The organism is Pseudoalteromonas sp. APC 3250 (assembly GCF_030407915.1).
Lineage (GTDB): Bacteria > Pseudomonadota > Gammaproteobacteria > Enterobacterales > Alteromonadaceae > Pseudoalteromonas > Pseudoalteromonas tetraodonis.
On sequence record NZ_JASDCM010000002.1, the window covers coordinates 122,614 to 136,566 of the forward strand.

Here is a 13,953-nt window from a genome sequence, read left to right on the forward strand (position 1 = left end):
TTTTCAGCGATTGTTACACTAACTTTAATTAGTTTTAATAATTCTCCCTTGAATTTTGACCTAGCTCTGCTGGGTTTTTTAGGATTTACACTATGACCAAATTACTTAGCCTCGGCGAGCTACTTATTGATATGCTGCCACAAGATTCTCAAAACAGTGCTTATTTGCCCATTGCAGGAGGTGCCCCTGCCAATGTAGCGGTAGGTTATGCAAAGTTAGGCGGCAAGGCTGCTTTTTGTGGCGGTATGGGTGATGACTACTTTGCTAAACAATTAAGTAAATCGCTTGCGCAATATAAAGTAAGTACAGAGTACTTATTTACGATTAAAGACTCTCAAACGGCCGTGGTTATTGTGAGTTTAGATGAAACCGGTGAACGCAGCTTTAATTTTTATCGCCACAATACCGCCGATTTACTGTTAACGAGTGATCACTTAAGCCATATTAAATGGGATGAATTGAGTACCCTACACTTTTGTTCCAACACGTTAACCAATCCAGCCATTGCAAACACCACCGTGTGTGCTTTAAAGCTGGCTAAAAACAACCATAAACTCGTTAGCTTTGATGTAAATTTACGCTATAGCTTGTGGCAAAATAGCAATGACATTGAACACAATGTACATGCGTGTTATGCGTATTGCGACATTGTTAAGCTATCGCGTGATGAGCTGAACTTTTTAGCTGAGCAAACACAGCAATCACCTGATGATTACTTACAGTCTATTTTAAATATAGGTGTAAAATTGGTATTTTTAACCGATGGCCCTGCACCGGCAATGGTTTACCATAAAGAGTTTATATTAAATGAATCGGCGCCAATCATTAATGCTGTGGATACAACCAGTGCCGGTGATGCGTTTATTGCAGGCGTGTTATATTATTTAAATCACACCGATGAAAATAGCTCGCTCATCGAAAAAATTAATAATGAGCACCTAGTAAAACACGCTTTAAGTTTTGGTTTGCGTTGTGGCTCTAAAGCCTGCTTAGCCAAGGGGGCATTTCCCGCATTACCTACACTTCAAGAGGTGTAATACCAATCCGCAATAATACTTAATTATTTTACGAGGCTAAACGTGTCGCTATCTGCGTTAAAAAATTCTCATTTAGAACAACTAAATAGCAAATTTTTTGCCTAGCTATCAACACGTTTTTCCAGCCTCAAAATAGATCACTTAATTAAGCGAATTGATATAAATACTTTAAAAATAAAAGCCGATTATGGCCTTTATTTAAGCATCCGCTTCTTCATCATTACTTTTTAACCATTCTAAAGCCGCAGTGGCGTTCTCAAAATATTGAATTTCACCTGATACAAACCAACTGCCTAATTTAGCGATGGTTGATTGCCAGTCTTTGTTGCCGTATATGGCTATTTTTTTAAATTCTTTGTTATGCTTTAAGCCAAGTTTTAAATCATCCCATGCAGCTCTAAGTTCCCAGCCATCAAGCTCAGTACCATCTATGAGTACATTAACAATAGGATGTTTAACTTCACCAAGCGCAGAGTCAATCATCGGCGTGATCACCTCATAATCTTTATGAGTGAGTGTACCTATAGCTTTTAAGGTTAAAAAAAACTCGCAACCAGAGCGCTCAAAACCAATCGATAAGCCGTGTGTTAAATTTACCATAACCCGAACTCCACAATAATATGAGCATCAAGTATAGGTGATAGCTTATTAACCAATAGTGAAGTAGATCAAAAAACAGGCACATCACTTTTATTGTGCCCATTTTAATTAAATGCTTAATTATGCATTTTTAAGCCGTGCTATTTGGTTTTCAACATCTGTTAAATGACCGATTTTAAGCCATACTCTGGCTCCTTCACTGCCTGCTGTTGCTTTAATTTCGCTGTTAGGCGGCACTCTTAACCAGCTGTGCTGTACTAATGTATCGCCTTGCTCTTCAAGCGAGCCTTCAAGAACTAAAAGCTCGCCCCCACCTGAGGCGTTTAACGATATTTCACTGTTAGGTGCAAATGCTAAAATACTCACCTCTTCAAAGGCATCTTTATAAAGAGAAACTACATTTACATTACTAAACTCAGGGTGAGGAACGCTGCACATGGTATTAGTTTGCAAGCGAACATGCTCTCTATCCTCTGGCTGAAACTGCCATAATTTCACAAATATCACGCACCCGTTTTCAGAGCTTGGTGTATGTTTTGACTCAGGCGGATTACGAATATAAGAGCCCTTGGGGAAATCACCATGTTCATCTTGAAAAACACCTTCAAGCACAATAAATTCTTCACCGCCGGTATGTGTATGGGCAGAAAAATGGCTGTTGGGCGCATAACGTACAATGCTGGTTGCGCGTGCAACCTCATCGCCCACTCTATCAAGTGGACGCCTATCAACACCCGCCATCGGTGAGGCTATCCATTCTAACGATTCGCTATGTACAACAACACGTTCGCTAAAATCAGCTGCAATTTTCATATTTGACTCCATATCTAAACAGCAATACTTGGACGCTGAGCGACCTTTTCTTGCCATGCTATTAAATGTGATAGCTCACTAGGAATAGCTATTTTTGCAAAGCCTGCAAACACCAGACCGGCGTACAAAGTAATATCTGCAACACTAAAATTCTCACCAGCAACATAAGCAGAGTTGGCTAACACTGTATTAAAATAAACAAAGCCTTGGCGCGCTTTTTCACCTTGCTTTTCTCCCCAAGCAACATTTTGATAGGTTTCAAGCGCTGGGCCTAAACCATCCGTTGCATGATGAAAGTAAGTGGCTACAGCATCAAGTACCATTGACTCCGCACGTTTTTGCATCATATTAATCACTGCACGCTCTTTTGCCTCAACACCGGTTAATGAAGGGCCTGCAAAAGCGGTATCAATATATTCAGTAATTGCGGTGCATTCTGCTATGAACGTTCCATCATCTAGCTCTAAAACAGGTACGCCTGCTAAGGGGTTTTTAGCTAAAAAAGCCTCAGTACGGTGCTCACCATTTAATAAATCGACAGCAACAAATTCTACTTTATCAGTCGCCTTTTTTTCAGCAAGCGCAATACGTACACGTAATGGATTAGGAAAGTTTTCTACATCATAAATTTTCATAATTATCTCTTTATATTTTTAATCACAGTTTGAGCTAATACTGGCAAGAATAAATTACCTACCTACTGGTAGGTAATTTATATTAAGTTCTCGACCTTTGCAAACTAAAAATAAAAGAGCTTGAAAATAACTACCTACTGGTTGATAATTTTTTGCAGCGATATGAAGGAAGTTTAAAATGACAAAAAAAGCAGCCCTGTTAAAAGCAGCAGAAAACAAAGTTAGACTTGGTGGCTATAGCAATTTTAGCTTTAGAGAGTTGGCCAATGAAATTGGTATTAAAAGTGCCAGTGTGCATTATCACTTTCCAACTAAAGCTGATTTAGGTGCAGAGCTTGCGCATCAATATACCGATGCCTTTATCGCTGTACTTGGTGAACCAGAGGCACACAAAGCAAACGGTAAAAACCCTATTGATATTTACACTCAGTTATTTAGAAATGCACTCGTGATTGATAAAAAAATGTGTTTATGTGGCTTGCTCGGCGCAGAAAGCGACAGCCTACCTGATAAAGTGCGGGTTGAAGTTCAGCGGTTTTTTAATAAAAATTTAGCCTGGTTAACCCAAGCACACGCTGTGAATGGTGAAAAAAACCCTGCTCGCGCGGCAATACAAACAGTGAGCTTATTAGAGGGGGCGATGATGATTAGTAAAACCCTAGATGATATTAGCTACTTCGAACAAGCCACTTTTTAGCGATTGGTCATCAAGTATAAAAAAAGCGAGCCTTCATAAGGCTCGCTTTTACATTTTTAAGATTACGATTTATTAAGCCGTACGCACTTTATGCTTTGAATGCACAACAGCTAATACAATAAACCCTATAACAACCACCGCTGCACCAATCGGTTTACCTAAATCACTTGATAAGTTTAACCCTATTGCCGCGGTCATTATGTATGACAAGGTCACTGCTGTAGCGATTACTGCTGGTATACTAGTGATCCAGTGGAATGTACCACGGTCAAATAAGTACTTGGTCGCAAGCCACAACACACTGGTTGAAAGCAGCATATTTGAGAATGCGAAGTAGCGCCAAATCACAGAGAAATCGAGCTTAGTCATAAAGTAAGCAATGGTTAAAATAGGGATTGCTAGCAATAAACGATTACGTAAACTTTGCGGAATACTAAACGCATCAACCACGGTTAAGCGCAGTGAACGAAACGCCGTATCGCCTGAGGTAATAGGAAAAACAGCAACAGCAATAATTGCCATAATACCGCCAAATACACCTAAGTAGCTGTTTGCAATATGGTTAACCACCAAACCTGGACCGCCTAAATCAAGCATAGCTTTTAAACCCGCATAGCCTTCAGGGAATGCAGCAATACCCGCTAATGCCCAAACACAACCTACAATGCCTTCACACATCATCGCACCATAATAAACTGGGCGTACGTATTTTTCGTTGGTTAAACAACGGGCAATAATAGGTGCTTGCGTTGAGTGAAAACCACTAATAGCACCACAGGTAATGGTTATAAATAGCAGCGGCCAAGTGGGCAGTCCATCAGGATTTGGTGCTAAGAAGTCATGAGCGTGATCAGCCTCAAAGTATGCTAAAAAGTCGCCCGCTACTGGTAAATGCGGTGCGTTTATTAGCAGTGATACCGCAATAGCTACTGTCATTACAATCATTAACAAACCAAAAATAGGGTAAAACTTAGTGATGATTTTATCAATGGGTAATAACGTGGCTAAAAAGTAGTAAGCTAAAATAGCCAAAACCCAAAAGGTATTATTTGCAAATATTGTATCCTTAAATATATCAAGGTTACTTAATAATCCTGCCGGGCTCATAATAAATACAACACCAACAAAAAATAGTAGCATCGCAGTAAAAATAAGCATAAAGCCTTTAAATACAACGTTGTAGTAGTGCCCTGCTATTTCCGGTAAGCTTTTCCCGTCTTCTTTTATACTCATTACTCCTGAGAAGAAGTCGTGTACAGCGCCACCCAAAACATTACCAAGCACAATCCATACAAGCGCAACCGGACCATATAATGCACCCAATATCGGGCCAAATATGGGGCCTACGCCTGCTATATTTAAAAATTGAATCAAAAATGCACGAACAGGGTGAATTGCAACGTAATCAACACCTTCGCTAAAGCGTTTTTGTGGTGTGTCGACCGTTGAATCCATGCCCGCTTGCTTTTCAACAAACGGGCTATAAAACTTATAGCCTAATATTAAAATAGTTAGGCAAATAAAAAAGATGATCATAAAGCACGCTTCTCTTTTTGTATGTGTGTATAGGGCCAAGTATTGCAGCCCAAATTTTAAAATAACAATTGAACGTAGCATATGAAAAAGCACGCAACAATGAGACGTTTGGCTAATGCTCTGGCAAAATCAAATTTATTTAAAAAAATAAAACTAAGTAACAGCATAAGTTACTTATAAAAAAGCGTTAAAAAACGTTAAAAGTGCTTATATTGCGACTAAAATCTATACGCCAATTTACAACAATAGCTACACCTGAATGATTAATTAGCCTACGATAAACATTATTACTACTTTTAATGTACTGCCGTTGGCCTACGTGGCTTTATAAAAAACAAGGATGCCCTCAATGACACAGTTTACTACGCCCGATTTATACGATGAACATCGCGACCATGTGCAAGTCGCTGACAGTGGCTTGCAACACTTTGGTAATAAAACTCTCTTTTATGGTCAAGTAGTGACTGTCACCTGCCCAGACGATAACTCGTTTGCTGGCAACATATTACATGAAAATGGTGAAGGCAAAGTGTTGGTTGTGGATGGCTTTGCTAGTAAGCGTTTTGCCTTCATTGGCGATATGATTGCAGAGCGAGCCCTAAAAAATGGCTGGCAAGGCATTATTATTAATGGTTGCTGCCGCGATATTGAAATTCTTGCCAAGCTTGATTTACCCGTGATGGCGCTAGGCGCTACGCCGCGCTGCACCACTAAGCGCGGTTTAGGTGCCAAAGATCACCCGGTTAATATGTTAAACACCACAATTAATACCGGTGATTGGGTGTATGCTGATGTCAATGGATTAATTATTAGTAATAAAGCCTTGTTTTGAACAATCAAAGTGGCTGTTCGCGATAAAAAAGCAGCTCGAGAGCTGCTTTTTATAAAATCAAACAATAAAGTTTTACATTAAAGTGCTAACCATACATCGGTTGAACCAGGTTCGTTCCCTTGAGTCCACCATTTAGCTTGGTACTTATTACCTTGATAAGAGACTTCATCACCGCTGTTATAAATAGCCGTTGGCTGCCAAATTGCAGCACCTGTATCATCTGTAGGTTGTGTTGTTGCTTCCCATGCACCACCTAAATCAGGACGCTCGCCTTGAGTCCACCACTTTGCTTTATATTCAACGCCGTTATAAGTGACGACATCACCACCAACGTATGCAACACTCGCATCCCAGCTTCCTGTAGGTGGATTTGTAGTATCAACGTTTGTCACTGTTACGCTAAAGCTTTGCGTTGTGGTTAATGCGCCATCACTGACTGCAACTGAAACAGTGAAGTTTGTATCTGTATCTACAGCGCCTGCCTCAATACTTACATTTGCACCGCTGCCCACTAACGTTAAGCCTGTTGGTACTGTCCACGTATATGTAAGCGCATCGTTTTGTGCATCGTTTGCAACTACAGCAACACTTGCTGATGCGCCTTCGTCAACACTAACATTAGCAATTGCATTAACACTCGGTGCTGTATTTTCGCCGCCTGATGTTGGCGCAATAACATTAACAACAACATCACGATTCACTGTTGCTTGACCATCTGATACCGCAACGGTTGCAACATACTGTGTATCTGCAGTTACTGTTGGCGCGGTAATAACCAGTGATGATGTATTTTGTCCAGATACTACTAGCGCGCTATCAGCACTCCAGCTAAAGCTCAGTGAATCGTTATCTGCATCGGTTGCAGAAGCCGTTACTGTGATGCTCTCTCCTGAATTAACAGACACAGATGAAGACACTGAAACAACCGGTTTTTTATTACTTGGCGGAGCAACTACCCCTCCTAAACCATCATGCATAGCATTTAGAATATCACCATTATCAGCATCTATTTCCCATGCAAATAAACCACCTAAATTATACTGATTAACATACGCACCCTTGGCCAGTACTGACTTACGGCTATCATAAGTAATTAGTTTACCGGTTGAGCGATTCCATACATAAGCGGCTTGCGCTTGCTCATCATAACCCACTTCAAAACCATTAATACCGGTGCCCGCCGCACCAATCATATTGGCTTTAACGCCTTTGTAATCAATAACACCATCTTCCCATACGCCTTGTGCCGTAGAGCCTTTTAACGGGCCATTACCAGGGGCGGTCATTGGGTTACCATCAATTGCTGCATTTTGCGGGTAAACACCTTCCCAACCACGGCCATACATGGCTGTGCCGACGACGATTTTTTTCGATGGTACATTTTGCGCAAGTAACAGCTGTACTGCATTATCGGTGGTATAAGCAGGGCCTTTACGAGGTTCGCCATTTTCATCAAGCCCAGTGCCATTACATTGACCAACACTCATGTGCTCGCCACAGTAAAGTGCAGTTTGATGACCGGTTACGTTACTCCATGCGCCATAAAAGTCATAGGTCATGGCAAAAATGTAATCCATGTACTGGCTTGCGGCTTGATAATCTACATCTTCAATTTTATCGTAACCAGCACCAATGGCTGAGGTTAACTCGTAAGTACGACCCGTTTCTGCTTCTAGTTTATCAAGCATAGCGCGCAGCTCTTGCATAAGCGCCACATAGGCTGGGCCATCGTTAATTGGATCGCCAATATCAGGATTGGGGCCGTCACCACCTGGGAATTCCCAGTCAATATCAACACCATCGTAAAACTTCCAGGTTCTTAAAAACTCTTCCATTGAGGCAACAAAGGTGTCGCGGTTTGCTTTATTAGTAAAACCACCAAATGGGTCTGATAACGTCCAACCACCTACAGATGGTAAAATTTTAATATCGGGGTAACGCTGTTTTAGTGCCATTAACTGCGAGTAAGTACCACGAATGGGATCTTTAGCATCAACCCCTGGCAATGCTTTTTGTACTGCGGCCCATGGGTCGTGAATAACCACTTCGTAATCTGCAGAGCCCGCACAGGCTGTTTCCAGTGCGCGCTTAGGACCGCCAGTTAACGACGCATTTTCCCCACAAATTGGAATGAAGCCATACAAAATATGACTCAGGTTTTGTGCTGGCATATTCGTTACATCGTAATCACGGCCATAGATCCCCCACTCAACAAAGTAAGCGCCCGTCACTAAATCTTGCTTAACGCCAATATCACGGTTATTTGGGTCAACATCCATAGGTAATGGTGCTAAATGTCCGCCGTCAGTGTCAGCAATTACAATTGGCTTACCCGCACTTCTCGCACAAGTCGTGCCGCCTTCACATAGTTCAACATACATTGTATGGCGGCCTGCTTTATCATAAGGGAATGAAATAGTGCCACTTTTAGAACCAGCAGCAAGCGTGCCCTCATTCACTAGCATGTCATCAAAGTACACTTTATAGCTATCGCCGCCATCACCGCTCCACGCACTCCATTCAATGTTGATATTAACTTGCTCAACACGGGTAACCAGCTGTTTGTAAGAGCCGTTTCCCTCAAGGTCTACCTCAACAAACGAATATTGCTGTGGCTCCCAATTAATACTTGGTGTAGAAGGCGCTGCCGATACAGAACCGGCAAATAGTGCAACACCCATAGCTGCGGTTAATTGTTTAATATTCATATTTCTCTCTTATCTATTTTTAATGTGATTATTTTGGTTTAATAAGTTTGAACTACAAAACTTAGGCTTTTAGTTACAGTGTTTTCCATACATCGGCTTGTCCTGGCGTATCGCCTTGAGTCCACCAATTAGCGCGATAGCGCTGTCCTTGATAGATTATTTCTGCGCCCGCTTGATAGGCTTTGTTAATACTCCATGCTGCTGGATTAGTACCCTCCTCAACAAGCTCCCACGCACTTGAACTATCGGGCTGCTGACCTTGATTCCACCATTTAGCTAAGTAAACACGCTCTTGAAAACTCACTTTATCTGTTGCTTGATAAACCTCAGTAGTGCTCCAAGGCGCTATAACAGGATCATTGATAACGCTGTCATTAACGGTGACAACAAACTCGGTTTGGGTCGTTAATTGGCCATCAGAAACAGATACCACAACGGTATAATCTGTAGGTGTTGAAACTTCAGGTGAAATTAAGTTGATATTGGCATCGCTACCGGTAAAACTCAGTGGTGCCGGTACTGACCAAGTATAAATTAACGCATTTTGCTCATCATCAAACGCATGTAAATGCACAGCCGTAGTGGTGTTTTCATCAACTACTAGGTTTTCTGGCTTACTAACAATAGGCGCTGTATTATCAGGGGTGCCCAGCACGCTTAATGTATAGGTATAATTTGGATTGCTGCCATAGACTTGGTTTGTTAGTACATCAGCGCTGTTAAATACAACATCGCCAATTTGATTTTGCACACCAATCTGCACTAAATGCGCATAATCAAGGTTGAGTTGTGACGCCAACACTTGTTGCCAATTTGCTTGATTATCGGCATTGATTTTAAGTTGTTGATTAATCACCTCTTGGCCAGATTCATCAAATAAGCGAGCCCATACGGTGTCGCCAACAATGGCATTTTGCCCTTGACGTACAAAGTACCCAAGGCTTGCCCACGCATTCGGATTGGTTGGAGCAGCGTCGTTTACAATATTTATATCACTACAGTTATAAAAGCCTTCACCCACAACATCGTTTCGTTGCCAGCGGCTGTACAAAATGGCATCACCGTTGCGTCCTTGTGGAATAGCCACACTCATTTGATAATAACGCTCACCATCGGTGTCTTTAATCACGTCAACATTTTGATGCTCCTGAACTAGCTCTAAGTCTTGCCAGTTCAATACATCAGTAGCGGCATTAAAAGTTGGCTTAGTTAAGTAAAACTGCCAAAAGCTGGGATTATGTGGCGTTGATGCAAGGTAACGAACTTGAATTTCACCATTAGCATTGGGCACTACGTCACTACGTTGCCAATGTGGTGATGGTAAATCCATACCGCGTTTGGCTGTATCGCCACCAGCACATAAAGTGCCGTTTGGTACACTGGCCTCAACTGCGGTTTGATTTAAATAGTCAGGAGTATTAACAGAAAATTCAATCGCTTGCACAAACTGCACCGTGCCGGATTCTAGATATGCTGATCGACAAGCAAGGTTAGGAATATTTGTGCCATCTTCTGGCCACCAGTATCCGCCATCATCTTGGCAAAATGCTTGGCGTGCTTTAGGACTATCCATATAACCATGTGCTTGTACTTGCGGTGCTAGCATACTCAGTAGCAAGCCACCTGCGATTGCAGATAGCGATAGTGTGTTAAGTTTAATTGATGCCATTATTATATCCTTTCTAAGACTCAATACATGGGGCAAGCTCAGGCCTACCCCTCATTGTTTTTGAAAATTACAGGCTACAACTTAGGGTCCAATCAGCCGTTACACCCGGCTCAGACGTTGTCCACCACTTGGCTTTGTATATCGCGTTGTTATGAGACATTAAGTCACCTGCTGCGGCATGGCTTGGGTTGCCCGCCCAGTCAGTTTGAGGGAAGTTTGGATAAACAGGTATCGAGGCTATATCAACTCCTTCACACGTACCTGCAGGGTCACCGCCACCATTATCTGGATTGCCCGTGCCATCACCCGGTGTTGCATCTGGTAGCATTGGGTATTCAGCTTTGAATGCGTAAGTTTTTCCATCTTTTTCAATGGTAAAGTTGCTAGGCCCAGTGATTGGCATGTAGTACATCACTTGTGCATTCACAGTTGCACCAGCGCTAAAGTCTTTTGGTTGACCGCCCCATTCATTGTTCAGTGTGATTGAAAAACGGTGGAACTCGTTCTCAAAACCGCCAATATTATTACCCGCTGCGTTCGAGCCATTTACTTCTACAGCCATGCCTAGCTTCTCTTGTGCATTCCAGTTGGATTTAAAAATAGCGGAGGTTGATACCGGTACATCAAATGAAATTTTTGCACCGCTTAAATCAAGGCTTGAGTTATTGGTAAACGCAAATGTTGGGCTGATTGGGTAGTTATCATCACCAATTGGGAAGTCTTTTGCTGTAAATGTGATATCTACGGCTTCAGCAGGCACTGTAAAATTAGGGTTACCCGCGTGAACATCATAAGCAACACCACTTTGATTAAACTTGTCATAGGCAAGTGAGGTTAAAGTCGACCCCATGAAGTACTCGCCTTTTGCTGAGTCGTAATCAAAATCACCAGCAAGCTCCCAGAACATGATACCGCCAAGGCCGTTGTTAATAACATAATCAACTTTAGAGGCCATCGACTCTTCATCTTCTATCGACAGAAATACTTTTTTATCGGCATTCCAAAGCCAAGGTGCGACGGCAACACTGTCGTAATAACGTGTGTAAGAACCTGTTAAGCGATCGTCAGCATCGGTATCGGGGGTTAAGCCATACACTTCGAGGTAAGAGCCAACAATACCATTTTCAAGGTTTTTAACATGCCATAAAGGATTTGAACCGGCGGGCATTTCTTGACCTGCGTCGTTCTTATCGTGCCAAAGGTTATCAATACCTAATGCACCATTACCACACTTGTTCTTTTCACCAACCCCTGTACCTGTGGCACAATCAGCTTGGTTTGGTAAAGCCGATTGACCCCATAGACCATTAGTTCCGCCCGACACATCTTTAAAACCTCGAGTATAATAAGGAATACCGATATTGATTCGACCGGCAGCCATTGCCCCTCGGAAATAACGAACCGCCCAATCGGTGTTTAAGTAACCAATCCCTTCAAATTCTTTAGTGCCGTAGACGTTCCATTGTGTCAGTTCTGAGTCTAAACCGGTGTCAAATAAGGCAGCATTGTGCCCTACATGTGAGTTCCATGCGCCATGTAAGTCGTAAGACATAATGTTTACATAATCCAGATATTTAACCGCTTGAAAGGTTTCCATACCTCGTAATAAATAACCAGAAGATGGAGACGCAATAGTGAGTAAATAGTGCTTACCTGCTGCTTCACCTGCACGGTCTAGCTCTTCACGTACTTTTTTCATTAGCACTTGGTATGAGGCATTCAATCCTGCACGGCGCGCGTTGGATATAGGAAAATCATCGGGGTGACCTGAGTCGTTCATTGAAGATGGGTATTCATAATCAATATCAACGCCGTCAAATCCATATTTTTCAATAAAATCAACGGTGCTTTTTGCAAATGCATTAATACCTTCATAATTGACTGAGCCATCAGCATGGGTGGTCATGGTATAAAAGCCACCACTTTCAACGCGGCCGGTTTCATCAAAATACCCCCCCGTTTCAGCCCAGCCACCTACCGATACCAAGGTTTTAACGTGTGGGTGTTGTTTTTTGTATTTATTTAAAAGATTAAAGTGTCCTTTGTATGCAAACTCAGGATCCATTTCAGCGCCAATAACGCCTGGCCATTCCATGTTTGTAGCAGGATTATTTGCTGAATTAGGATCGCCAATAGATACTTTATTATTGGCATCAACATGCGCAAAGGCATAATTAATATGAGTAATTTTATCCCATGGAATATCATTAACTAGATAACTTGGTTGGTCATTAGCACCATTTCGCCAACTAGTAAAATAACCAATAACACGACGCGGGTGGTCAGCTCCCATAACTTCACGACCATCAGCATCATACACAGTACAATAAGGCGTATTAACACCGGGGGTTTGATATAACCCTTGTGGTTGACAATCAGTTACACCACTGCCGGGCGCTGCAGAGTCAACAACATTTAGGGTTTTTGTGGTTTGTGCTGTAGCCCCTTCGTTATCAGTCACTGTAAGTGTAAAGCTGGCTTGCCCAAGAGCTGTAGCCTGCCATGTATACTGACTAGTTGCTGATGTCGCTTGATGAGTATCATCACCATTTATAGCAAAATTAAGCGCGGTGATCTCACCATCGCTATCGCTACCTGAAAGCTCAAACACAACTTGTGAACCCACAATTAGCTGTTCAGGTAAGGTACTCAATGAAATTGATGCAACGGGTACTTGATTAACAGGATTAGTAACGTCATCTGCAACTGTTAAGGTATTGATGATTTGTAATGACTGCGCACCTTGATCATCCATTGCAATTGCACTTATTTGATGAGAACCCGCCACAGCTTGCCAATCAACGCTGTAAGGTGATGAAGTATCTGCAGCTAGAAAAATACCATCAACAAAAAACTCAACGGTGGTTACCTCTCCATTGTTATCAATTGCTTTCGCCGATATGACAACGCTGTCTTTATCGGTTAGTTGAAAACCGTCTGCAGGCATTAACTCGGTAATTACTGGAATTTCATTATCAATGACAGCGTTGTCACATAAACCCAAAATTTTCCAATCTTTATAATCACCAGCATTCTCCACTGGATTGGCTTGCGTCCACCAGCTAGCTTCATACGCTGTGCTTTGCGCTTGCACTTGATCTCCAGCAACGTGTGTCTGGCCTATTTGCCACTGTTCTAACGCACTGCAATCAATAGACGCGTGTACATTTAAACTAAGAAAACTTAACGATAAAGCACTTAGATTAAAGGCATTTGTTATTATTTTACGTGAGCTCATTGGCTCCTCCATTAACGATGTTTATACTCATTATTTTTTACCTTTCAGGTACAAACTTAACATGGATATCGTAAATATCAAGAAAATAATGCACAAATAACAAACAAAATAAATACAAAATAGTTACATTATAAAATTAACTAATTATTTATTACTATAAAATTAAGAAGGGATATTCCATAAAAAAG

Annotated in this window: 10 protein-coding genes; 3 read left to right on the forward strand and 7 right to left on the reverse strand. The window is 41.7% G+C overall.

Annotation, left to right across the window (positions count from 1 at the left end; genetic code table 11):
* Window positions 1-92: 92 nt before the first annotated feature.
* Entirely contained in the window at window positions 93-1,037 is a 945-nt protein-coding gene (locus QL986_RS02975; RefSeq protein WP_024602702.1) for a carbohydrate kinase, read from the forward strand.
* Between the two features lie 198 nt (window positions 1,038-1,235).
* Here QL986_RS02975 and QL986_RS02980 read toward each other — a convergent pair whose 3' ends face one another.
* From QL986_RS02980 to QL986_RS02990, 3 genes are all read right to left on the reverse strand, one after another.
* Window positions 1,236-1,637: an STAS/SEC14 domain-containing protein gene (locus QL986_RS02980; protein ID WP_024602701.1), complete on the reverse strand. Its 402-nt coding sequence runs from the start codon at window positions 1,635-1,637 to the stop codon at window positions 1,236-1,238.
* Window positions 1,638-1,757: 120 nt separating this feature from the next.
* Window positions 1,758-2,450, reverse strand: a complete 693-nt coding sequence (locus tag QL986_RS02985; protein ID WP_024602700.1) for a cupin domain-containing protein — start codon at window positions 2,448-2,450, stop codon at window positions 1,758-1,760.
* A 14-nt stretch (window positions 2,451-2,464) separates the two neighbouring features.
* On the reverse strand, window positions 2,465-3,085 hold the full coding sequence (locus tag QL986_RS02990) for a glutathione S-transferase (protein WP_016900120.1): 621 nt from the start codon (window positions 3,083-3,085) through the stop codon (window positions 2,465-2,467).
* 178 nt (window positions 3,086-3,263) lie between these two features.
* Here QL986_RS02990 and QL986_RS02995 point away from each other — a divergent pair, with 178 nt between their 5' ends.
* The gene (locus QL986_RS02995) at window positions 3,264-3,782 is read left to right on the forward strand and encodes a TetR/AcrR family transcriptional regulator (protein WP_024602699.1); all 519 of its coding nucleotides are present in this window, start codon (window positions 3,264-3,266) and stop codon (window positions 3,780-3,782) included.
* A 72-nt stretch (window positions 3,783-3,854) separates the two neighbouring features.
* Here the strand turns inward: QL986_RS02995 and QL986_RS03000 are convergent, their stop codons facing one another.
* A complete protein-coding gene (locus tag QL986_RS03000) occupies window positions 3,855-5,318 on the reverse strand; it encodes a carbon starvation CstA family protein (RefSeq protein WP_024602698.1) in 1,464 nt (487 codons plus the stop codon).
* A gap of 349 nt (window positions 5,319-5,667) precedes the next feature.
* Between QL986_RS03000 and QL986_RS03005 the strand changes: the two genes are divergently transcribed.
* Entirely contained in the window at window positions 5,668-6,150 is a 483-nt protein-coding gene (locus tag QL986_RS03005; RefSeq protein WP_024602697.1) for a putative 4-hydroxy-4-methyl-2-oxoglutarate aldolase, read from the forward strand.
* 77 nt (window positions 6,151-6,227) lie between these two features.
* Here the strand turns inward: QL986_RS03005 and QL986_RS03010 are convergent, their stop codons facing one another.
* The 3 genes from QL986_RS03010 to QL986_RS03020 all read right to left on the reverse strand — a co-directional run bounded on the left by QL986_RS03010 (window position 6,228) and on the right by QL986_RS03020 (window position 13,765).
* Window positions 6,228-8,858, reverse strand: coding sequence for a glycosyl hydrolase family 18 protein (locus QL986_RS03010; RefSeq protein WP_290191150.1), 2,631 nt, complete (start codon window positions 8,856-8,858; stop codon window positions 6,228-6,230).
* 73 nt (window positions 8,859-8,931) lie between these two features.
* On the reverse strand, window positions 8,932-10,527 hold the full coding sequence (locus tag QL986_RS03015; protein ID WP_290191151.1) for a lytic polysaccharide monooxygenase: 1,596 nt from the start codon (window positions 10,525-10,527) through the stop codon (window positions 8,932-8,934).
* A gap of 67 nt (window positions 10,528-10,594) precedes the next feature.
* Window positions 10,595-13,765, reverse strand: coding sequence for a glycosyl hydrolase family 18 protein (locus QL986_RS03020; RefSeq protein WP_290191152.1), 3,171 nt, complete (start codon window positions 13,763-13,765; stop codon window positions 10,595-10,597).
* Window positions 13,766-13,953 lie beyond the last annotated feature (188 nt).